13 protein-coding genes are annotated in these 22,144 nt (G+C 40.6%); 1 reads left to right on the top strand and 12 read right to left on the bottom strand.

Annotated features, from left to right (window positions below; translation table 11 throughout):
* Positions 1-15: 15 nt before the first annotated feature.
* Complete coding sequence (locus AACH28_RS12550; RefSeq protein ID WP_070563373.1) at positions 16-2,298, bottom strand: NADP-dependent malic enzyme; 2,283 nt, start codon at positions 2,296-2,298, stop codon at positions 16-18.
* 93 nt (positions 2,299-2,391) lie between these two features.
* Positions 2,392-3,816, bottom strand: coding sequence for a D-alanyl-D-alanine carboxypeptidase/D-alanyl-D-alanine-endopeptidase (gene dacB / locus AACH28_RS12545; RefSeq protein WP_341833088.1), 1,425 nt, complete (start codon positions 3,814-3,816; stop codon positions 2,392-2,394).
* Positions 3,817-4,049: 233 nt separating this feature from the next.
* Here dacB and AACH28_RS12540 point away from each other — a divergent pair, with 233 nt between their 5' ends.
* Positions 4,050-5,825: an aminopeptidase P family protein gene (locus AACH28_RS12540; RefSeq protein WP_341833087.1), complete on the top strand. Its 1,776-nt coding sequence runs from the start codon at positions 4,050-4,052 to the stop codon at positions 5,823-5,825.
* Positions 5,826-5,928: 103 nt separating this feature from the next.
* On the opposite strand, the gene AACH28_RS12535 is transcribed toward AACH28_RS12540, so the two are convergent.
* The 10 genes from AACH28_RS12535 to AACH28_RS12490 all read right to left on the bottom strand — a co-directional run bounded on the left by AACH28_RS12535 (position 5,929) and on the right by AACH28_RS12490 (position 22,143).
* Entirely contained in the window at positions 5,929-6,336 is a 408-nt protein-coding gene (locus AACH28_RS12535) for a response regulator (RefSeq protein ID WP_341833086.1), read from the bottom strand.
* A gap of 155 nt (positions 6,337-6,491) precedes the next feature.
* Complete coding sequence (locus AACH28_RS12530) at positions 6,492-8,387, bottom strand: PAS domain S-box protein (RefSeq protein ID WP_341833085.1); 1,896 nt, start codon at positions 8,385-8,387, stop codon at positions 6,492-6,494.
* A gap of 211 nt (positions 8,388-8,598) precedes the next feature.
* Positions 8,599-10,392 (bottom strand): alpha-L-fucosidase, encoded by a 1,794-nt coding sequence (locus AACH28_RS12525; protein WP_341833084.1) that lies wholly within the window; start codon positions 10,390-10,392, stop codon positions 8,599-8,601.
* Between the two features lie 166 nt (positions 10,393-10,558).
* Positions 10,559-12,412: an alkaline phosphatase gene (locus AACH28_RS12520; RefSeq protein WP_341833083.1), complete on the bottom strand. Its 1,854-nt coding sequence runs from the start codon at positions 12,410-12,412 to the stop codon at positions 10,559-10,561.
* On the bottom strand, positions 12,406-13,926 hold the full coding sequence (locus AACH28_RS12515; protein ID WP_341833082.1) for a RagB/SusD family nutrient uptake outer membrane protein: 1,521 nt from the start codon (positions 13,924-13,926) through the stop codon (positions 12,406-12,408). Before AACH28_RS12515 ends, AACH28_RS12520 begins: the two co-directional genes overlap by 7 nt.
* A gap of 180 nt (positions 13,927-14,106) precedes the next feature.
* Positions 14,107-17,454, bottom strand: coding sequence for a TonB-dependent receptor (locus AACH28_RS12510; protein ID WP_341833081.1), 3,348 nt, complete (start codon positions 17,452-17,454; stop codon positions 14,107-14,109).
* A gap of 67 nt (positions 17,455-17,521) precedes the next feature.
* On the bottom strand, positions 17,522-18,469 hold the full coding sequence (locus AACH28_RS12505; RefSeq protein ID WP_341833080.1) for a FecR domain-containing protein: 948 nt from the start codon (positions 18,467-18,469) through the stop codon (positions 17,522-17,524).
* Between the two features lie 96 nt (positions 18,470-18,565).
* The gene (locus AACH28_RS12500; protein ID WP_341833079.1) at positions 18,566-19,093 is read right to left on the bottom strand and encodes an RNA polymerase sigma-70 factor; all 528 of its coding nucleotides are present in this window, start codon (positions 19,091-19,093) and stop codon (positions 18,566-18,568) included.
* A 127-nt stretch (positions 19,094-19,220) separates the two neighbouring features.
* The gene (locus AACH28_RS12495; protein WP_341833078.1) at positions 19,221-20,684 is read right to left on the bottom strand and encodes a hypothetical protein; all 1,464 of its coding nucleotides are present in this window, start codon (positions 20,682-20,684) and stop codon (positions 19,221-19,223) included.
* Between the two features lie 367 nt (positions 20,685-21,051).
* Positions 21,052-22,143, bottom strand: coding sequence for a DKNYY domain-containing protein (locus AACH28_RS12490; RefSeq protein WP_341833077.1), 1,092 nt, complete (start codon positions 22,141-22,143; stop codon positions 21,052-21,054).
* Between the last annotated feature and the right edge of the window lies 1 nt (position 22,144).

Below are 22,144 nucleotides of genomic sequence, written 5' to 3'. Positions count from 1 at the left end.
AGATTTTAAGCTATTCTATAAATTTTTAAGATGTGCTTGTACATCAACTACAGCAATGGTAACCATATTGACGATTTCGCGCACAGAGCTATCCAATTGCAATACGTGAATAGGTTTGTTCATACCCAAAAGGATTGGACCTACTGCCTCAGCTTCACCAACTTCTTGCAATAATTTATAAGCGATATTTCCGGACTCCAAATTAGGAAATACGAGTGTATTCGCCGATTTTCCATTTAAGCAGCTGAACGGGAAGTTTGCTGTCAACATTTCGCTGTTCAAGGCGAAATTTGCTTGTAAATCACCATCAGCAATAATCTCTGGATGTTGATCGTGTAGGATCTGCGCTGCTGCTCTCACTTTTGTTGGCGTTTTTCCCTCACTTGAACCAAAATTAGAGTAGGATAGTAATGCAATACGTGGCTGAATGTTCATACGTCTCACCGCTTTATCCAGTAACAGCGTAATGTCTGCTAATTCTTGTGCTGTAGGGTCTTCATTTACGGTTGTATCCCCCATGAAGATTGGTCCTTTTTTAGTTAACATCATATACATACCTGCGACACGGCTGCCTGGTTTAGCACCGATTACATGTAATGCCGGACGGATTGTATTTGCATAATTTTTGGTCATACCGGAAATTAGGGTATCAGCTTCGCCAAATTCCACTAAAGAGGCACCAAAATAGTTACGGTCGTACATCAACTTACGGGCGTCGTATTTCGAAATACCACGACGTTGTCTTTTGACATATAGATGCTCAATAAATTTCTTCGAGCGCTCCGTTTCGTTATCAACTTCAGCAACTGGGTCGATAATTTCAAGGCCATCCAGTTCAAAAGCATATTCTTTGATTAGACGTTCGATTTTATCTCTTCTACCCAAAAGAATTGGAATCGCAATGCCTTCTTCTTTAACAATCTGTGCCGCACGTAACGTTTTATAATTGTCTGCTTCTGCAAAAACAACACGTTTAGGATCTCTTTTAGCAGCCATGGTCAAATTGCGCATAATCGCATCATCTTTACCAAGACGTTTACGTAGGGAATCGCTGTATTGATCCCAGTCTTCGATTACGGTCTGTGCTACACCTGATGCGATGGCCGCTTTTGCAACAGCCATAGAAACTTCAGTGATCAAACGCGGATCGGTAGGTTTTGGAATGATATATTCTTCCGAGAATTTTAAATTGCTGGTATTATAGGCTTGATTTACTTCTTCTGGAACAGGTTGTTTCGCCAAGTCTGCAATTGCACGCACTGCAGCAATTTTCATTTCTTCGTTAATTGCTGTTGCACGTACGTCCAAAGCACCACGGAAGATATAGGGGAAACCCAATACATTGTTTACTTGGTTAGGATAATCTGAACGACCTGTACCCATGATAATATCGTTACGTGTTGCCATCGCCAAATCGTAAGCAATCTCAGGATTTGGATTTGCCATCGCCAATACAATTGGGTTCGGAGCCATTGATAACAACATCTCTGCCGACATGACGTCTGCTGCCGAGAGACCGATAAATACATCTGAATCTTTTACAGCGTCTGCCAGTGTGCGAATATCGCGATCTGTTGCATATTGTGCTTTCATACTGTCTAGATTTTCTCTATCGGTACGGATTACACCTTTGCTATCCAGCATCACAATATTTTCTTTGCTAGCACCTACTGAAATATACATTGCTGTACATGACATTGCAGCTGCTCCGGCGCCATTGACGACGATTTTTACTTTTGAAATATCTTTACCAATAATTTCACAGGCATTGATCAATGCTGCACCTGAAATGATTGCAGTACCATGTTGGTCATCGTGCATCACAGGGATGTTCATTTCTTCTTTTAGACGGCGTTCGATTTCAAAACATTCCGGTGCTTTGATATCTTCCAGGTTGATACCTCCAAAAGTAGGCTCCAATGCTTTAACGATATTGACGAACTCATCGACATTTTTGGTGTCCACTTCGATGTCAAATACATCAATGTCGGCAAAAATTTTGAATAATAAACCTTTACCTTCCATAACTGGTTTACCAGCTTGGGCGCCGATATCGCCTAAGCCCAAAACTGCTGTACCATTACTGATCACAGCAACAAGGTTTCCTTTTGCAGTATATTTATAAGCATCTTCTTTGTTCTCAGCAATAGCCAAACATGGCTCCGCTACACCTGGAGAATATGCTAATGATAAGTCTCTTTGCGAATTTGTTGGTTTGGTCGGAACAACAGCTATTTTACCAGGTCTACCCATTGCGTGGTAGTTTAATGCTGCCTGTTTACGATTAGTGTTACTCATTACGATTTTATTAATTTAAGGCTACAAATCTATCATTCTTTTTGATAATTGGAAATATTTGCCAATATCTTATTATAATTAGACAATAATATGTTACTTCAGGACATCCAATAGTTTAAACATTTGCTGACGCATGCTGGACGCCGATCCTGCATAGTTGTTGACCAGTAAAGTATAAGTAAACGACTGCCCTGTTTTATTGGTATGCACACCTGTATAACCAAGTACGCCGCCAATTGTTCCACTTTTCATCTTCATATTGTTATAGGTGGGAAGACTTTCGTAGAAGGCAGGATACCAACTCTGTTTTTGTGCATACTGCATAATCTTATTCATCGCTGATGTCGTCACTCGATTTTGAGGCGAGAGTCCCGAACCGTCCATACTATTGAGTTCACTGGATTTTATGCCTAATTTGGCATTCCAATATTTTTGTACATAATACGCGCCATCGTCGGTGCCCGTTTTACCAGCTGTTGTATAAGCAATCGCTTTCAACAAGGCCTCTCCGTAAAGGTTGATGCTCTTTTGGTTAAACCAGTAGACAATTTTGTCTAAGGTTGGAGATAAATGGATATCGAGGGTCTGTTTTTTTGAAATATCAACTGAATCCATCTTGGTTCCGGTAGCTGGTAGTTCGCTGGCGGGAATACCGTTGTTACTTAGTACTTCATTTAATTGATAAGCGAGATCATAGGCCGGGTCTGGCGAAGAGAGCTCGATAGTTTTCTTGAGGTCCTGTCCATAGGTGCCGCGCACAAATATCTTGGTCGAATAGGGAGCGGCATAGGCGTACACATTGTCTCCGCTTCCCGATTTACCCGTGGTTGTTTCATTGATGATTTCCAGATACGGAACTGGCGTTGTGTAATTGGCGATCTCAGCTTTAGCTCCGACTTTAGTGCTTGGCAGAAAATTTATGCCAAAGGCATTTTCACACCAATTGAGGGAAGAAATTCCAGCACCATAGTAATTGCCCATGTCGGTCCAGATCCAGCCCCCTGGAAGCTGGTTGCCATTGTAAAGCCGGTCATCGGCGATGATTGCGCCATTTATACTTTTAATACCGGCATTCTGGACTGCTGTAAGCCACTTGTTCAGTATCGTTGTTGCTTGAGTCTCCGGGTAGCGGGCGCTGCCGAGGGTAGGATCCCCCGTACCTGTCACAATAATATTTCCGTTTAACACTCCGTTCTCGTCGATTTCACCTGTATAATACAGGGTTGTTTTGAACTGAAAATTCTTGCCCAGGAAGTCCAAGGCCGTCGCCGAAGTGATGACCTTCATGGTGGATGCGGTTGCTAGTCCGATATTTTCATTTGCTGCGAATATAGTCTGGCCTGTTTTTGCGTCGAAAACAGTCAATGAGCTCAAACCATTCCTGAGGCTTTCCTGATTTTGAAACTGCGTAAAAGCATCCTGAATTTTACTGCGAAGATCCTGCGCAAATAGTGGAGTGGTAACGGTCGTTAACGCGTAAGTAGAAAAAGCAATGGTACTTAGCAGAAATTGGTTCATATATAATATTTTTTATCGTCCTATGGTATATCCCAGTTTATCTTCAATGAGTTTGTAAACACGGTATCTATATTCGTGCTGGCAATTCTGGATATTTCATCGGATTTATTGTAATTACTGGAACACTGCCAATTTTAGGAAAAGCGTTCGCTGTAGTTCGTTTGTTTTATTTGGCTTAAAGTTAGGCATTCGACCCTAAAAAATCCTAACTTGCATAAAATTGTATAGACGACATGAAGCATATCGAAAAATTAGCTGCCATTCGTGAGGCGATGAAGGTTCAGGGAATCGATGGATATATCATTCCATCTTCAGATCCTCATATTAGTGAATATCTACCGGAACGTTATAAATGTATTGCCTGGGCGTCTGGTTTTACCGGATCAGCAGGGACGTTGGCAATCACACAGGATTTTGCCGGCCTTTGGACCGATTCTCGTTATTTTGTCCAAGCAGTGGAACAATTGGCGGGAACAGGCTTTGAATTGGTGAAATTGAAAGTGCAAGGTGCAGCGGAGTATGCAGATTGGTTGGGCGAACAGTTGGGCGCTGGTGCTAAAGTTGCTTTTGACGGCAATCTCGCTTCTTTATTGGTGGCTCAATCTGTTCAGCATACTTTGGAGCCTTTGGAGATCAAAGTAGATGGTCATGTTGACCTGTTATCTTCATTATGGGAAGGACGACCAGCGCTGCCTAAGGCACAGGCCTACCTGCTGGACGAAAATATTACGGGGCAGTCAACAGTTTCTAAAATTGAAGCTGTCCGCGCGGAGATGAAAAAGAATAGAACAGAGGCTCATCTGATCTCCTCTTTGGATGACCTAGCCTGGTTATTAAACATCCGTGGTCAGGATGTACCTTGTAATCCTGTTGTTTTGGGATTTGTATTGATTACAGCAGAAAAAGCAACACTTTATATTGAACCTTCGAAGCTGACAACTCAGGCAACGGAAGAACTTAAAGGCTATGGAGTGGGTGTTTCGGCTTATGAAGATATTTTTAAAACGATTCCTACATTGGATGTTACTTCAATTTTAATTGATCCTAAACGTACCTGTTTTGCTGTTTACGATAGCATACCTAAACAGGTTAAGATTGTTGAGAAAATAAACCCTTCAACAAGTTTGAAAGCGATTAAGAACAAGGTTGAAGTTGAAAATAACCGCCATACGTTTGTAAAAGATGGTATAGCGTTGACGCGTTTCTTCAAATGGTTGGAAGAGAATGTCTCCTCCGGTGAGCTTTCTGAATTATCAATTGCGGAGAAATTACGTGGATTTCGCGAAAGTCAAGAGGGTTTTGTCGACGTCTCATTCACGACAATTGCGGGATACTTGGATCACGGTGCCCTACCGCATTATTCAGCCAATGAAAAATCGAACTATATATTACAACCTAAAGGTTTACTATTGGTCGATTCTGGCGGACAATATACTACTGGTACAACGGATATTACAAGGGTGGTAACGCTTGGTGGTCTTACGCAGGAGGAAAAAGAGGATTATACGCTTGTACTCAAGGGAACAATAGAAGGCTCTCAGGCCATTTTCCCTACTGGAGCGCGCGGCTATCAGATCGATGCCATTACGCGTCGTCCATTGTGGGAAACATTGCGCAATTATGGACATGGTACAGGACATGGCGTCGGTTTCTTCCTAAACGTACACGAAGGTCCGCAAGTGTTCAATGCAGCTGCAATAGATGTTGCTGTTGAACCAGGGATGATTACATCGATAGAACCCGGATTGTATCGCGTAGGCAAACATGGTATCCGCATTGAAAATCTTGTGTTGACCCGTAAGGCAGGTTCTTCTGAATTTGGAGACTTTCTGGATTTTGAGACACTAACAATATGTTATATCGCAACCGATTTAATCGAAAAATCCCTATTGGATAAAAAACACATTGCTTGGTTGAATAACTATAATCAGTGGGTGTTTGATCAATTATCGACTCATCTTACTGCTGAGGAAAAGAATTGGTTGGCAGACAAGTGTCAGGCGATTTAATCCAAAAAGAATAACAACAGTGGTTATCCGCTGCGCACAACACGAAGTTGTCAACATAAACGGTCCCCCAATACTTAGGCAGAAAAGTTGGGGGACCGTTTTTTTAATCGGTTTTTTTCAAAATCTCATAAATGGATTCTTTTCCAAAAGGTTTCAGAATGAAACCGCTTATAAAAGGATAATTAGCCAGTTGCTCCTGATCGTTTTTGCTCGTGGAGGAACTGACGATAAAAATCTTGGTTTGCTTGATGAAATCGGTCCGGTTTTCAAGTACATCCATTAACTCCCAACCAGTCATAAATGGCATATTGATATCCACAAAGAGTATGGGTGGCATCAACGACTGGCTGATGTCATTGTTCTCCAAATAATCCAATGCATCCAGTGCATTTTTGAAAGAATGAAAGTCAATTTCATAGTCGGTAAATCCCTGTAGCATATGGCCGAAAATAGTACGTAAAATGGTATTATCATCAATGAGAATGATCGTTCTTTTAGTTTCAGGAGTCATGGTCTTTTTGATTAATAATTGTTTTCATCGTGTCAATAAACCTCATCTTTGTCGTTGATTGACATCGCAGTTTTTCTTTTACTCTTTTACTTGTGAGATCACGCTGTCCAGGATCTTAGCAGTTATTTTCTACGAACAGGATTGAACGCTATTTTTTATAGTTGTATCAGCGGATCTTTATATGCTTTTTCTAAAAATTTGACATAAAAGGTACTACCCGAATCGATTTTACTTTGTACATCGATCTTTCCGCCCAATGATTCGATCTGATATCTTATGAGAAACAATCCGACACCTTTAGTCTCAAATCCACGGTGAAAAACCTTTTTGAACATAAACAGCTCAGATTTGTATTTTGGTAGGTTAATACCCAGCCCGTTGTCTTTAACCGTTAATAAGGTTCCTTCTTGTTCCAGATGCGTATGTATTTCGATCCTAGGGGCTCTATCTTTTGCCGTAAATCGGAGTGCATTACTCAGGAGATTGCTTAAGATACTTTCCAGGTAAATATTAGGATAATAAATATCTTTTACATTGAATTCGATGGAAATAGTCGCATTTTTTTGCTGTATTTCTTCCAGAAATTGCTGTTGCACTTTTTTGAATACATCGAGAAAATTACATTGCTCGTAAATCAGTGAATTGTTTGATTTGATATCAAGTATACCCCCCAAATCATGTAATGTTTCAGTCAGGTTGTCACTGCTAATATCCAGAAGGTTCATAAAATCTGCTTTTATTTTTTCGTCATCCGTTACCTTGATTTCGTCAATAAGCATCTGTATATTACTGAGTGGGCCCTTTAGATCATGAGCGAGGATGTTAGCAAATTCTTCCAGTTGTCGTATTTTGGTTTCAAGATCTATTTTGACTAGATCCGATTCAATCTTTTGCCTCTTTAGAATTTCTATATTCTTTTTTGATTCGGAAATATCCTGCACCTGGACGATCAGAAATTGTGCGGTATTGGCATTATCAAAAACTGCCGCAACCGTTACAGAACACCATACAAAATGTCCTAATTTATGTAAATAGCGTTTTTGAAGCGTAAATGCTTCAATTTCGCCCCTGACAAGTTTTTCTCTAAGTTCAACATCTTTATCTATATCGTCTGGGTGTGTTCGATCAGTAAACTTGGTTGTCGACATTTCTTCATGAGAATAACCAAGAATTTTGGTTAACATGTTATTGGATTCTATGCAGTAACCTTCGAGGCTTGTCAAAGAGATTCCCAGACCAGATAAATAAAATGCTTGATTAAATTTGTGTTCATTGAATTTACTCTTTTCATTGGACTCGACTTGTTTTGTAATGTCGGAAATAACCAGGGCTACCCGGTTCAGCGCCCTATGTATAGGTTTTATCTGTAAACGGTACCATTTGTCTTTGTGCTCTTTTAAATTGGATTGAAAATCCATCTTAAGTTCGCGGTCCAATTTTAATGAACTTTGTATTAATTGAAGAGCGGGCACTGCAAGATCAGGTGGGAAAAGCTCCGTGAGGCTCTTATTTAGAAATTCTTCTGGCGTATAGAACAATAGATCCGGATTGTTGGTCCAGTAGTTTTTAAATACTCCAGTATCGGTTACTTCGAATACAAGATCATTCAATGAGGCAACAAGCAATTGAAGTTGGTGTTGTTTATCTTCTAGGACACGATTTTTATTGACCAATTTCGATACATCAATAAATGAGATTGAAAGACCTTTTTTATTGTCTTCTATAGTAAGATGAACATTGAATTGATACCATCTAAACTCTTGATCCTTTTTTCTTCCTAGGATAATTTCATTTTGGTTTTGGTTTTTGGAAAGAGCACTAAAAAATGGCGTTTCTGTAGGCGATAGTTCCGAAAGATCATCTGCTGAGTAAAATGTAATTAAATCATGTAGTTTGTTGGTGGTTGCCGTACTTTCGAGGTCTAAAAGCTCTTGTGCGCGTTTGTTAAACAGTAGAATAGTGCCATCATCGGTGGTCGTGATTAATCCCTCCAACCTTGTATTTACAGTTTGGTCAGAAAGCACAGATAAAGAGTCCCGTTGCAGATGCATTATCTAACAATGTTTAGGGTTAATTTTCTCATTTATAAGCATAAGTGGCCTATCAGCCCCTATTTGCAAAATTGGTAACTTTTACCCCAAAATAATAAATAAATATTAAAATATGTAACTTTTTGTATAAATTGCTAGCAAGCAGATTGTTATGTAGGCATAGTAATCTGCCTGCTGGTGTTTTACATGTTCTGTACCGAGGAACGTATGTTTAATTCTTCATTTTTTCGAGCCAAATCCAGTTAAACCAAAGTGGCTGTAGTTCTTTACTTTTAAAGGTTACGATATATTTTCCGGGCTTATCGAATTTAAATTTGCCGATGCGGTTTTCGACAAATTCTGCTGTGTAGTTGTTTTCATTGGGCTCGACCACCATTTTGTTTGTAGGAGCAAAACTTCCTTGCAACCGCTGATTGGCAGTACTGACTTCAAAAACACTGTTTTGTTTATTGGGATTATGTGCTGAAAAATCGAGTGAGTAGACGCCTGCTTCAGGGATGGTTACCTCCCAATCGATCTTCGTATCACCCGTCAGGATCGCATGCGTTGGATTTTTGCCGTTATAGCGTACAATTTTGAGTCCTTGGTTGAGGCTATTGGTTGATTTCAACGAAAAGCCACCAAAGGTTGATTCCGGGATTGTATTTTTGTCCAATTCTAGCGGGCTGTTAAAAGTCAATTTAACTTCTGAAACATAATGATCAGGTTGCGCGTCAGGTAATTGGATATGGATTAGACTGAGACTTTGATCAAATTTTAGCGCCGTAGATACACTTCCGTTCATCAGTGAAACCTGTTCTGGGGTCGATTTGATTCCTGTAATCCGAAGTGTATGGTCTAAGGGCCAATTAAAGACGTGTGCATACACGACTGTTTTTTGCCCTTCCTTTTTAGTTGTCAGGTAACCCCAATCGAACTGGTTGTTTTTTAGATCAAGGCCGGTGCTGCCGTAGATGCCCTCTCCGTATGTGTTTAGCCAATTTCCGACTTCGTGCAGACGACTGACACTTTCGTAGGGCACTGTTCCATTGGCACGTGGTCCGATATTTAAGGTGAACCCGCCGTTGAGACTTACATTGGAGATTAAGGACTGGAAAATTTGACTGGTTGATTTCCATTCATTTTCCTGGCCATTGTATCCCCAAGAATGGGCAATCGTCCCAGGGGTTTCCCAGGGATGGTTAATATAATTGCTAGCAAATTGGTTGTCACCTAATGTCTCGAAATCCACATTCTCTGCATCCGTAGGAAGACCTAGACGTGAATTAATCAAGCAATTAGGTTGTAGTTCACGGATAAGTTTGACAACTTGAAGTAATTGTTCTTTTTTAATAATAGATTTTTGATAAGGGATCCACATGTCGAACCATATCAAGGCAATGTCGCCATAATTGGTCATCAGTTCGCGCAGTTGAGGGATGACTTTTTCTTGCCAATATTGATTGTATTGGGCATCGGTAACATGTCCCGACAGCTCCTGTTGATGGTTCCAGCCGTATGGATGTTCCCAGTCAATCCAATGTGAATAATAAAAACCCAATTTCATGCCGTGCTTTCTACAGGCTACTGCAATATCTTTGATGACATCCCGATTGGAACCACTCAATTGGGGAAGGCTATAATGACCAACTTTTGTGTCCCAAAGAGCAACACCATCGTGATGTTTGGCGGTGATGATAATGTATTTCATCCCAGCTTCTTTTGCTAGAAGAACCCATTGCTCAGGATCTATTTTACTCCAGTCGAAACGTTTTGCCAAGGTACCGTATTCTTCTTTGGAGACGCGGTTGCGATATCTTAACCACTCGGCATAGTTATTCATATAACGCAAAGGTTCGCCCTTCCACATGCCTTCAGCTGCACTGTACAGCCCCCAATGAATGAACATGCCAAAGCGGGCATCTTTAAACCATGAGGCTTTTTCAGAAGTTTGTGCAAATAGTTTGGCTGAAATACTGAATAGCAATAATGACAGAATCAGTAGTCGCTTGATTGATGGTATCATAAAGGTTGTTCTGTTTTTTGACTTACAGGATAGGCAAAAAATCGAATATCGATCCTTAAATTGGGTTTTGAAGTGGCTGTGAAGGATAAAATGTCGTCTGTAAAAAAAGAGAAAACCCCTCGTATTTAAACGAAGGGTCTTTGTTTAGTATGAAGCTTTAACGCGATTATTTCAAGTTAAAGGCCTGGATAATCTTTTTAAAAACTGCTGTATTGTTGTAGATGCCAATAAAATTTTGCGCACCTGGTCCATAAGCAAAGACAGGTACCATAATATTGGTATGGTCATCGCTACTGAAATTGCCCCTAACAGTTCCCTTTTTATAATTGGCATCCAACAGGGAAAGTCCCCCAGTTTCGTGATCTGCAGTGACAATGACGAGTGTTTCACCATCTTGGTCCGCAAATTTTAGGGCTTCCCCGACAAGCCGATCAAAGTCATGTTGTTCGGTAACAACATAGGGAAGATCGTTGGCATGGGCTCCATAGTCAATTTGTGCACCCTCGGCCATGATAAAGAAGCCATTTTTATTTTTAGACAAAAGCTCAATCGTTTTTGAGAGGGAAGTTTTTAGCATTTCTCCCCGTCCATCGAGTATACTTCGTGTCGCAGAATCCGCCAGGAGTACGAGCTGTTTGCCTGATGTCGCTTTTTCAAAATCACCTAAATTTTGCTGAAGCTGATAACCTTTTGCCGTCAGTTGCTTCATCAGCGTGTTATCCTTGTTGTTGAGGAAGCTTTCGCGACGGGATCCAACGAGAATATCCACATGGCTATTTTTGAAATCTGCCGCAATTTCCTGTGACATGGTCCGATCGATCTGATGTGCGTAAAATGCAGCCGGAGTGGCATCTGTAATATCTCCCGCACTGATTATACCGCTTTTGATCCCGTGTTGAGCAAGTGTATCAGGAATAGCGCTCAACAATTTACCGTCTGCATCCACGCCAATGTAACGGTTATTGGTTTTATGTCCAGTAGCCAAAGCTGTCCCGCCCGCAGCGGAGTCGGTAAAATCCGAGTTGGATGCTTCGGTGCGCGAAAGACCAATATGTTTCATATTGATAATATTGGACTGACCAAAATTGGCACTTAAACCTGCTTGTATTTGGGCTAAGCCCATTCCATCACCAATGAGTAAAATAACATTCTTGACCTTGCTCGTTGCACCATCATTTTTATAGGTTGGCTGATAGGGAATGTAGGCCTTTGGATTTGCATATTCGACTTTAGCGTTGTTTAAATAGAAATTCTTAAGTGCAGTAGGGTGGTCTGTATTGATCCAGTCTACCCCCATGTGACCAAGCTCTTTCCAACTATTGGGACTATCTTTCGTAGCCCAAAAACGAAAGGGTTTACCTAATTTATGCGCTTTGTCTATTACAGATTTCATCTTTTCAAGGTCGGGCGGAGTGGGAGTTCCTTTGCCATTCCAGACAGAATACTGCTTAATATCCTGACTGATCATCCCAATATGTTTGAGCTGTGCCGGCGTATAGTCTTTTTCCGGCCTACCATCAAAATAAATCATCAATGGATAATTGTCGAACTTTTCGGGCGGTGGGATTTCACCGCTGACGACAATTTTAATGGCGGAAGGATTTTTCTGCTGGTCGAATACAGATTCGTTGCCCTTCAAATCGGCTAACAATTTAGACAATACCTGTTCGTAATTTTCCTTAATATCAATCACAAGCTGCAAGGTTTGCTCAGGTTTGGCATAAGGTTTATTGCCGTTCTCCTTAAAGAAGGCAATTAAAGGGTCGATGTAAAGTTTTTTTAGTGTTTTCCCTGGTTTGATCTCACTGCTTTCATGGGCAACGTAAAGCTCTCCATTGCGATAGAAGACGTCCGCTTCGATAGAGCCCATTCCAGCATAGTAAGCCTCCAACAGCGGGATTTGTTGTTTGTAATCATTGTGGCTGTGACCTGCATTTGCAGTCAGTTTCTGTTGTGCAGAAACTGACTGAATGCTTAGGCCGGCAAATAGCAGCCACATTAATTTATTGTTTTTTACCATCCTGGATTTTGTTTAATGACACCGGAACTGTTGTCGATCTCGCGTTGTGGAACAGCCCACACGTCATGTACTTGCGGATTGAAATTTCTAGCTGGCCAAATGACCGTACCATCGAAATCGTGTAAAGGTTTGGCATAGGTAGCTTGTGCATCACCCCATCTAACTAAATCACGGTGACGGTCTGCCCATTCACCAGCAAGCTCATTGCGGCGCTCACGTTTTAAATCTACAAGGGTCATTCCACTTTTTGTGACTAAACCGGCCCGCTTCCTAATCTTATTTAATTCAGTATCGCCAGCACCGGAACCATTTAAGTTAATGGCGGCTTCAGCCTTGATCAATAGTACTTCGGCATAGCGCATCAATGGAACATTTAGATCTGTAGTGCCGTTATCTCCATTTGGATTGACATGTGTTGGAATAGGGTCTTTATAAGAAAACGGCTCCATGTATTTCTTGAATTGGTAATTGGATGTAGCGCCGCCGTCTTTTGTGAAAGTGCGTTCATTGCCGAAAAACTGAAATTTGTCTCCAGGTTTCAAGATTGTTGCTTCACGGCGTAGATCGCCAGATTCAAAAGAATCATACAGTTCTTTTGTCGGTAGATAATAGCCCCAGCCATTGTAGATTCCCCAGGCCTTGTTGGTGAGCATAACTCCAGGAAGCTTACTTCCCCATCCAGTACCGCCACCATTTGGCGTACAGACTACCGACCAGATATATTCTTTGGACCAGTTGTTGGCAGCTTTAAACACATCGACAAAATTAGGCAGTAAATCATGTTTGCCCGAATTGATCACCATATCTGCATATTTGGCCGCATTGGTATAGTCCTTTTTGTACAGGTATACTTTTGATAAATAGGCCCATGCCGCAGTTTTGTGCGCTTTACCGTAATCTGAGGTATCCATGTCTGAGAAATAGGGAAGGTTCTCCGCAGCTTTTAGAAATAAAGAAGCAATGTAATCATAGTTCTCGTTGACATTGTTAGCACGGGGTACGGGTACGGTTGCATCAGTTTCAGGTTTAACGATCGGAATTCCAGCATTGTCATTACCATAGTTTGCAGCCAATTGAAAATAAACCAGACCTGCATTGAAATAGGCATCGCCAATGATCTGTTTTTTTCGCGCTTCATCCATGGTTATATTGGGAACATTGATAATAATATCGTTAGCTCTTTTTATAATCGCATAGCGCATGCTCCATTGCGATTCGGTATAACCACCACCGATATAGTTGCGGTTGAAATTTTTGATATTATCGGCTTCCGGTTTGTTACGCCCTGTTACCATGTCGTCACTGGCATTAATAAACCAAAACATTCCGCGGCCATAATAATCCTCTTCATTGTATTTTTCATACATACCAGCCTCCGCTTTGATGGCATCCTGTTCGGTTTTCCAAAAATTCTGCGCGGAAGGAGAACCTTCAGGCGTTATATCCAACTGTTTTTCGCACGATGCAAAAAGTGCTACTGCTGCTATTGCAAGGTATTTGATATTCGTTTTCATCGTTTTATTTTTTTAATGACTGATAAAACCTGCTTAAAATCGTCCGTCTGTGAATGACAACTTTTATTTTTCGGTTTCATCCTTTTTATTTTTCTCGTTTTAATAATCGATAAGATCTTAAACTCAATAATCCTTGTATGAGGTCACCTTCGTTTAGATCCCATTGGCATTCTGCTAAGATTAAAAATTGACATTTAGACCGAAAATAAAGCTTCGGGCTTGTGGGTAGCGTCCGACATCAAGTCCATTGTTATCCATACCAATTTCCGGATCAAAACCAGTGTATTTTGTAAACGTAAATAAGTTGTTCGTAGTCGCATAGACTCTCACATTTCCAAGTTTATATCTGTCAGTCAAAGATTTTGGAAGTGTATAACCTAACGTGACATTTCGGATACGAAGGAAAGAACCATCTTCGATATAGAAATCTGATGCATTAAAGTTTCCGTTGGCGTCTGAACTTGAGATAATAGGCACTTTCCCATTCGGGTTTTCTGGTGACCATGCATCGAGGATTCCTGCTAATTTGTTGTACGAAGGACCGCTCGCGCTGTAGGTTGTTCTTTTGATGGCATTAAACAATTTATTCCCTTGTACACCTTGTGCAAAAATATTGATATCAAAGTTTTTGTAATTCGCATTGAAGCTCAGACCGTAAGAAAAATCAGGATAAGCACTACCGGCGTAGTAGCGATCTTCAGGTCCGATCGAACCATTCCCATCGATGTCCACAAATTTGAAATCGCCCGCTTTTGCATTGGGTTGAATTTTTTGTCCATTGGCATTTTTGTAGTTATCAGCTTCTGCCTGACTCTGGAAGATACCATCGGTCTTTAATACGTAGTAACTGTAAAGAGGTTGGCCAACAGTAATTGTCAACGGAGCTAGCTCATTTCTAAAATTAGTACCTACTGCGATATTGTTCAATCCAGGGGCCAATTCTTGAACGTTGTTGGTCAATTTGGTTAGGGTCGCATTAATAGAGTACGAAAAATCTTTATTTTTAGCACTACTATATGTTAGCCCCAGTTCAATACCTTTATCTTTTACTATACCACCGTTAATCGTTTGTGTGCTCAAACCCGCTGTTCCCGGAAGAGGTTTGGTTAAGATCATCTTATTGGTTTCTTTGACAAAATAATCCGCTACCAAGCTCAATCCATTCAGAATTCCAAGATCTAAACCTATATTGGTTTGTTTGCTTTCAGCCCATCGCATATCCATATTGGGCAATACATTCTGAGCATATCCATTTTGTAATTTTGGATTTTCACCGAAATAAGCATCGGCGCGAATAAGAAGAGGGTTAACATCCAGTGGGTTTAGGTTGGCTAGACCACCCAATTTACCGTAACTAGCTCTTATTTTAAGCTCGTTTAACCATTCTACAGATTTCAAGAAATCTTCTTTGTGTAGAGCCCATCCGGCAGATGTTGAATAATAGTAGCGCGCTCTATTTTCTTTTAATGGAATGATGGATGAAGCATCTCTTCGACCAATTAAGGATAGTAAGTATTTTTCATTGTAATTATAGTTTGCCCGTAAGAAAAGAGACGAAAGTGCTGTGGCTCCATAACCACTTTCCGACGGTTGTATTGTGTTCGCGTTATTCAGGTATCTGTATTGCTTGGATTCGTCGTCAAAGCCGGTTCCTGAAGCATTCAAATAACTACTTTTGGTTTTTTGAAAACTATAACCTCCGGTCAAATCAAGTTGATGATGGTCAAATTTGGTTTTATAATTTAGGACTTGTTCGGCAAGGATATCATTTGCGTCACTCGCTCTTTCCACCAGACTATTGCTCAAAACGGGTTTACCTATTTCAGGACGTTTTGGTGTAAAGCTTTTATATCTAATGTTCGATTTTGTAATGCTTAAGTTGGATCTAAAAGTTAAGCCTTTTGCCAACTGGATGTTGGCGTATGGATTCACAACCAGGACATTGACCGGATTGTTTATATCGATGCGCATTAATTCTGCAACAGGGTTGATGATATCACCATAGTCACCAGGGAAAGGACCCGGAAGACCCGCAAAACTGCCATCGGCATTATAAGGTGTTCCATTGGTTGGATAATAAATGGCCGACAATAGCGCTCCTGTATAGTCGCTGCTTGTATTAGCACCATTTCCGTTGGTACTGCTATAGGAAAGATTTTCACCTATTTTTAACCATGGTGTAACTTGATGCTCTGAGTTTATCCTGAAGTTGTAACGCTGCGTTTTCGTATTGAGTACAATACCTTCTGCTTTGCGGTAATTGAAACTTAAGTAAAAATTTGATTTTTCATTTCCGCCATTAATTGCACCATTGTAATCTTGCAATGTCGCGTTTCTAAATACCTCATCCATCCAGTTTGTTTTGGTTACTAAACCTTCTGGATATTTAGCCGGATCGAAAGCTGGTAAAATGGTTGTCCCACCATTTTTTGCAGCTGTTGCAGCGACCTCGGCACGTTGTTCGGCGTTTAAAGGTTTTAATTTACGCCATGCACTTTGCTGGCCGATCTTGGCATCAACATTAATTTGCATCTGTCCTTTTTTTCCTTTTTTTGTGGTGATCAATACCACACCACCAGAAGCTCTCGCACCATAGATAGCTGCAGAAGCATCCTTTAATACGGAAATAGACTCAATGTCGTTGGGATTTAATTGTGGAGTACCTAAGAAAATCGAACCGTCAATAACGTAAAGTACATTTTCACCATTGATACCACCAGCACCCCGAATATTGATACGTGGGGGCGATGTCGGATCGCCACCTTCGTTTGTCACAATGACACCCGGAGATTTTCCGGCTAATACTTCACCGACACTGTTTACCGAGCGTGAGGATAATTTATCAAGGGATACCACACCTATAGCTCCTGTTAATGTTTCTTTTTTCTGGGTTCCATAACCAACAACAACAACTTCGGATAGGGTCGAACGTTCTTCGCTTAGCGTTACATTGATAACTTCATTTTCACCAACAGAAACATCTTTAGAATGGAATCCGACCATCGAAAAAGAAAGGACGGCTTGTGGTCCAGCCTCAATTCGAAATGCACCCTTTGTATCTGTTGTGGTTCCTACCTGCGTACCCACTACTTTTACAGAAACACCTACAATTGCAGCCCCTGTTGTATCTCTTACAAAACCTGTCACGATGCGGTCTGCCTTGAGGTTTGCTTGCGTGTTCAGGATCACATAGTCCTCCTTTTCTACCGCATTGATTCCGAGTTTATTCAACAGTGAGCGAACAGGCTCGGTTTTAAAACTACCGCTTAAGACGGTGTTGCGTTCTTGCAATAGATCAGGATTGTAAACAAAATGAAGGCCCGAAAGACTCTCGATTTTGTGGAGGATGACATCGAGTTTTTCGCCCTTGCTTATTTTGATGTTTACGCTGCTTTTGTCCAAACGTTGGGCCATACCGGGTGAGGCCATTAGTGAACTGCAAAATACCGACGTAATCGAAAATGCAATGCAGGGATACTTCATGATCCGATAAAAAGAGAATTCTCTTTTGAATGCAGGTGTTTTCATTTTTTTGTAATGATTAGGTAATGAATTGCGCATGGTGACTAAGATGTTTTAGGTAAATTTTTAGACATTATTTTTGGATTTTAAATATTTTATCCTTTTCAATCGTCCTGTACTTAAGGTGATGCAGGCTGCAGATAATATCCAGTATTTCGGCTGGACTTTGTGTGCTATTGAAGGTGGCTGTTGTTTTTAGGGCCGAAAGCGATGTATCCTTTAAGATAATTTCAATGTTGTAGATATATTCCAGTTTTTTTGCGACCTCTTGGAGGTTTGTTCCATCAAACGCTATGGCGACAGCTGTGTTTTTTTCGACCACGCTACGCGAAGATTGAGCGGTTTCTTTGCTGTAACATAGACTTTGGTTTTTGGTTAATATACCCAAGATTTTATCTTGTTGCTGTACCGCTACCTTACCGGTAGCAACGGTGACTTCGACTTGGTCGGAAGCCTGATAAGCTTTTATCCGAAAGGAGGTACCCAATACTTTAACCGCTAGCTTGGATGCAAGCTGTACCTGAAATGGGTGTTGTTCGTCGTGGGCAATAGCAAAGAAGGCTTCCCCCTCGGTAAGTGCTATTTCACGGATATTTCCCTTGAATGTACTTGGATAGCTGATTTTTGAAGATGGTTCCATGATAATTTCCGAACCATCTGCCAATACAATCTTTTTATGTTCACCTGCAAGGGTTGTTGTGACGATCTGCGCAGATGGTGCGATAGGTTGATTATTTACTTTCCAATAAAGAAGTCCTATGGAAGCAATCATTAAAATAGCGGCCGCTATTTTGAATACAGGTGAGTACAGCAGGGAAGGTCGTTTACTTTCCTTTTCTGAAATACCGGACTGGATATTGGCCAATAATTGTTCGCGCAAGGCTGCTTTGCGTTCCTGCGGAATTTTTTTTGATGCGTTATCCAGTTGGGCGTACCAATCTTCGACTTGTTTAATCTCGGCGGCGCTGGCCTCTCCATTTAAATATTTTTGCAGTAGCTGCTTAGCTTTTTCTTCCATCATTTGAATACATGTCACTTCAAATGGGAAATGGTACTAGTCGAAAATATTAGGAGTATATTAAATTATTGTTAACACTCAAAAAAATGTAGGAACTGCCTAAGAGAGGCTTTTTTTGAGCAGTTTCATGGCCGAGGTAATTTGATTCTTGACGGTTTGTACCGATACATTCAGCTCGCTCGCAATTTCCTTGATTGATTTTTCTTGCTTGCGACTCATTGTGACGACCAGCCGCATACGTTCGGGAAGCTGCATCAACGCTTCTTCAACTTTTTGTTGCGCATCTTTTAAGATCAGCAAATCGTCTGCTGAATCTGCATATTGTTGGTTCATTAAAGTCGCTAGTTCGGCTTTGTATCCATCTTTAACTATTGTATTCCGAAAATGGTTGATTACTTTGAATTTTACAGCCCCATGTAGATAGGCTGCAAGGCCACCAGATATGATGACCTGTTCACGGTTTTCCCAAAGCGAAATGAAGATTTCCTGGGTAATGTCCTGAGCCACATTTTCGTCACCTATTTTCTTAAAAGCTGCATCAAATATGGCTTCCCAATACAGATTAAAAATCTGTTCCATGGCAAAGTGGTCACCCTGCTTTAATGATGCTATCAATAATTCGCTCACAAGATCAGTTTTAATTGGACAAAGCTAATAACTCAGTATTCCTTTAAAGTTAATAAATCTTAAAGAGTATATTTTGTCTGTTATAAATTAATCTTGGGAATTTCAGCTGAAATTGAACGGTATATTTTTATTCTTTATATTCCTTGCCCGTAGCAATGTCAATAAAATAGCCCTCGTCCCGATTCTGCTCATTTCTAGGTTGTACCCAACCGTTGGGGTTGATGGTCATGTAGCTTTTGTTGCCGATTCGCTGTTTTGTCTTATTGTTGTATAAAGTATAGCGACCATCTTTATGTTCCTGTAATGCGAAGATTTGTCGTTTACCATCTAAGGTTTCAATATGTTCGAAATCGGGGTTTATATCCCAAGTCTTTGCACTTGAATTCCATAGGCCTTTTGTAGGTTGCAGATCACCTCGTTTTACATCAATTAAATAAAGATCTTCTGATGAATCGATGTATTTTATTTTTCCGGTCTTCCAATTCTTTTCCATGGCATTCGAGGTGAGTAACATGTGTTTGTCTGGCCACACCAAATTACCCACCTGATCCAGGATATAGAAATTCGGGGCTTTGATGGTGTCCAATAAGTTGCCATCTTTATCTATATATAGCCAATCATAAGCCCAGATCACATGATCGTAGTTAAACCTGCCCAGAATAAAATAGGGCGAATTGGTCACCGAATAAACTAAGGATATTTCTTTTAGAAAGGCAATCTGTGAAGCATTGGCTTGTCTAATTTGTTTTGGAAAAGCTTTGTCGTATTGTGGAAAGGCATATATAGTCCCTGTATTATTGTCCTTTAGTAGTTTGGGGATTGTTGGGCTGTAGCGCTCCTGATTGATGGAATCGAGCTGTATGGCCTCATTTTTCCAAAGAAGGCCTATTTTGTCAATGCCTGTCAAAGCGGATAAAACCGGTTTTTTGCTTTTGATATCAAGGATGGCAAAACTGTTTGCTGATGCTGGAATATAACGACCGTTTTCCAAGGGCATTTCAATGTGTTCTTCTATTTTCTTAAGTTTTTGATCTTTTAGCAGATATAGGTTTCCATTGAGGATCAGGTACTTATCGTCTAAGGGGTAAGTTGCAAGGTTATACTCGTTCTCATCGTAAGGAATATCTTTTTTCAACAGGACCTGATTACTTTCCAATACCCGTATTTCAAGCTTAACATAAGTAGCTGTTTTCTTGATATAACTGCTTAGGATATTCCAGTCCCATTTCCAGAAGGGCAATTTCTTTTCATATTCCTGGCGTTTCATCAGAAGAGTCAGCTGCTTGAGGTCTAAGAGCTGTAAATCTGTGTCGGAATAATGTTCGATAAATTCACCTTCGCTGTTAATGATCCCCGTTTGATCCTTTTCATTGGCTACCAGTGCATATCCTGTGGACGTGAAAGGCTGAGCCCAATGGAACTCTTGGGATAGCTTCTTCTGGAATGCGCTGTCGACATAGACAAACTGCTTGTTTTTGGTTTGATAGGGAATCCATTTAACCCGGTCATTTTTTGTGATTATGGCGGATTCCTGTGCACATGCTGTGATACATAGCATAGTTGTTATACTTAGCAATAATGATTTGATCATCCTTTTTCAATTAATTGAACCTGGTTGTTTGCAGCTCTCATGTTGTTGCAGTTGCTCGTGTTGATTGAGTCCGAATTGCAAATCGTACACGCGCTGAACCCCCTTGGTTTAGAAACTAAAGTAGTGGAAAACAAGCTTTGGAAAAATAGCCGATTTCAGTGATTATCTTGGCGGCAATCAGGAGAGATTTAGTGTAATGAAAGTGAAATGGAATACCGTATATTGTAAGTTATAGCCTGTTGGCGTGTAATATTAACCGTTGGTTGGACAGATGATATCGGGAAGGAGCAGCGCTAATTTTGGGGTTGAGCCGATTAAATTGGTTAATCGGCTCAAATTTCGCTTATTGTTGAGCCGATTAGTGTGATCACTTTTTAGTAACCGGAACCAAAATAACCTCCCCTTTGTTGGTTTGGTACCAGTATTTGTTGCCCAGGTCATCTTCGAAATCATGGTTTACTCGCGACTTATCAACCTTTCTGAAGCTTTTTACATCAGGGCCATTGAATATTTTATTTCCAATGAAAATGTGGTTCGCATCTTTCGCTACAGCGAACTTGAGAACCTCGAAGGTTTTCGGATCTGCTTCGGCAAATAATTGTTGCTCGTAATAGACATGATTTTTGTCGCGCGACCACAGGACTTTTCCATTTGCCCCTTCCAATAGCTCGAAGCTATCTGCATCAACCTCTGAGTATCCAAATTTCTTACCCGAGATAATCACCAATTGGTCAATGATTACCATTTTCTCATTGAGGAATTTTATGTTGTTTGACGAGGGAAGTTCGATCTCCCGTATGCCGATGTTTTGATAAGGCTCGTAGTAGAGCAGTATTCGGTCATTCAGTAGTAGATAGGCTATATTGAAAGCCTTAACGTTCTCTGTTTTATAGTGGAGCGGAAGAATCGCTTTGTCTGTTACTACGAAAAGCTGATTTTTATCTTTTACAAAATTACTGTTAACTACGTTGAATGAAGCATAGTCGACGTTCAGCGGTTGATACCTATAAAAGTAATGTGCTTTATCTTTAGCTAGTGCTGGAAGTTGATGATATAATGTTGTATAAGTTGCAGGATCTGCTCTTTCGATAATGGTGAGCTGATTTTGGCTACACGTTGAAGTAGCCGAAGCAAAACCTTCAAACTTGAATACATGCTCCTGATCGATTGGAATGTTGTTTTTCAGTTGAAATGTCTTTACATCGACCAGCTCTTGCGGGCATCCCATAAAATAGACGTGATCTTTATCGCGGGCATAGACCTCTTTGATCACAGCAAAACTTGCCAGATCGGCAACCATCTTTCTCGAACCTCGTTCAAAGCCGTTTCCGCCCGGTATAAAATAAATCGCACCGCTCTTTTTGTAGTAATCTTCAGACAAAGGATTCACTTGCTCTTTGCAGGAAAAGAGCAGGCCTATCAAAGCACTTATTATTCCCATTTTTAAGATATTTTTCATA

Source organism: Sphingobacterium thalpophilum (genome assembly GCF_038396785.1).
GTDB classification, from domain to species: Bacteria; Bacteroidota; Bacteroidia; order Sphingobacteriales; family Sphingobacteriaceae; genus Sphingobacterium; species Sphingobacterium thalpophilum_A.
Note: the sequence above shows the minus strand (reverse complement) of the source record. Positions and strands in the feature narration are given on the sequence as shown.

Excerpts from the sequence above, each read along its gene's own strand:
- AACH28_RS12550 (WP_070563373.1), bottom strand. The coding sequence starts at position 2,298 with ATGAGTAACACTAATCGTAAACAGGCAGCATTAAACTACCACGCAATG.
- dacB (WP_341833088.1), bottom strand. The coding sequence starts at position 3,816 with ATGAACCAATTTCTGCTAAGTACCATTGCTTTTTCTACTTACGCGTTA.
- AACH28_RS12540 (WP_341833087.1), top strand. The coding sequence starts at position 4,050 with ATGAAGCATATCGAAAAATTAGCTGCCATTCGTGAGGCGATGAAGGTT.
- AACH28_RS12535 (WP_341833086.1), bottom strand. The coding sequence starts at position 6,336 with ATGACTCCTGAAACTAAAAGAACGATCATTCTCATTGATGATAATACC.
- AACH28_RS12530 (WP_341833085.1), bottom strand. The coding sequence starts at position 8,387 with ATGCATCTGCAACGGGACTCTTTATCTGTGCTTTCTGACCAAACTGTA.
- AACH28_RS12525 (WP_341833084.1), bottom strand. The coding sequence starts at position 10,392 with ATGATACCATCAATCAAGCGACTACTGATTCTGTCATTATTGCTATTC.
- AACH28_RS12520 (WP_341833083.1), bottom strand. The coding sequence starts at position 12,412 with ATGGTAAAAAACAATAAATTAATGTGGCTGCTATTTGCCGGCCTAAGC.
- AACH28_RS12515 (WP_341833082.1), bottom strand. The coding sequence starts at position 13,926 with ATGAAAACGAATATCAAATACCTTGCAATAGCAGCAGTAGCACTTTTT.
- AACH28_RS12510 (WP_341833081.1), bottom strand. The coding sequence starts at position 17,454 with ATGAAAACACCTGCATTCAAAAGAGAATTCTCTTTTTATCGGATCATG.
- AACH28_RS12505 (WP_341833080.1), bottom strand. The coding sequence starts at position 18,469 with ATGATGGAAGAAAAAGCTAAGCAGCTACTGCAAAAATATTTAAATGGA.
- AACH28_RS12495 (WP_341833078.1), bottom strand. The coding sequence starts at position 20,684 with ATGATCAAATCATTATTGCTAAGTATAACAACTATGCTATGTATCACA.
- AACH28_RS12490 (WP_341833077.1), bottom strand. The coding sequence starts at position 22,143 with ATGAAAAATATCTTAAAAATGGGAATAATAAGTGCTTTGATAGGCCTG.